The sequence below is a fragment of the Actinomadura geliboluensis genome (genome assembly GCF_005889745.1).
GTDB lineage: Bacteria > Actinomycetota > Actinomycetes > Streptosporangiales > Streptosporangiaceae > Spirillospora > Spirillospora geliboluensis.
Genome location: NZ_VCKZ01000788.1, coordinates 1 through 606 on the forward strand (window position 1 = coordinate 1; position 606 = coordinate 606).

Annotated in this window: 1 protein-coding gene; it reads right to left on the bottom strand. The window is 71.5% G+C overall.

Going from position 1 to position 606, the window contains the following annotated elements; all coding sequences use genetic code 11:
* Positions 1 to 61: 61 nt before the first annotated feature.
* Positions 62 to 606, bottom strand: a 545-nt coding sequence (locus tag ETD96_RS44255; RefSeq protein WP_138642410.1) for a TerD family protein, incomplete at its 5' end; no start/stop codon positions are given.

Here is a 606-nt window from a genome sequence, read left to right on the forward strand (position 1 = left end):
CACCACCCTCAGACTCACCCCCCGCTGACCACGGAGCGAATCGCGCCGGCCGCCGCGACGGTCACTCGACGTCGACGCCATGGTCGCGGGCAAGGCCGCCGAGGCCGTCCGCCCAGCCCTGGCCGAGCGCGCGCAGCTTCCACACGGTTCGTCCGTTGACGGTGCGGCGGTAGAACTCGGCCATCACCATGGCGCGCACGGCGGGGTCCGACGGCGGGCGGAACGTCCACGTCATGCCGGTGACACAGCGCAGGTCCAGTGCCGCATGGGTGAGGGCGGCGCAGGTCAGGCCGGTGTCGACGTCCATGTTGATCGACACGGCCACACGGTGGACGTCCGCGGGCAGCGCGGACAGGTGCAGCCCGGCGCGCTCGGTCACGACCTGTGCTTCGGGCTGCTTCCCCAACAGACGCGCCGCGCCACCTGCCGCCGCCGGTTGGTGGTAGAAGACGAAGTCCTCGTCGCCCCGCACCTTGCCGGACGCGTCGAGCAGGAGGAGCGTCAGGTCGGCGTCCGCTCCGGTGAACGCGAACGTGATCAGCAGCCCCTGCAGCGCCTCCTCGGGCAGCACGAGTGTCCGCTCGCCCAGATCGGGCTGTTCGTGAT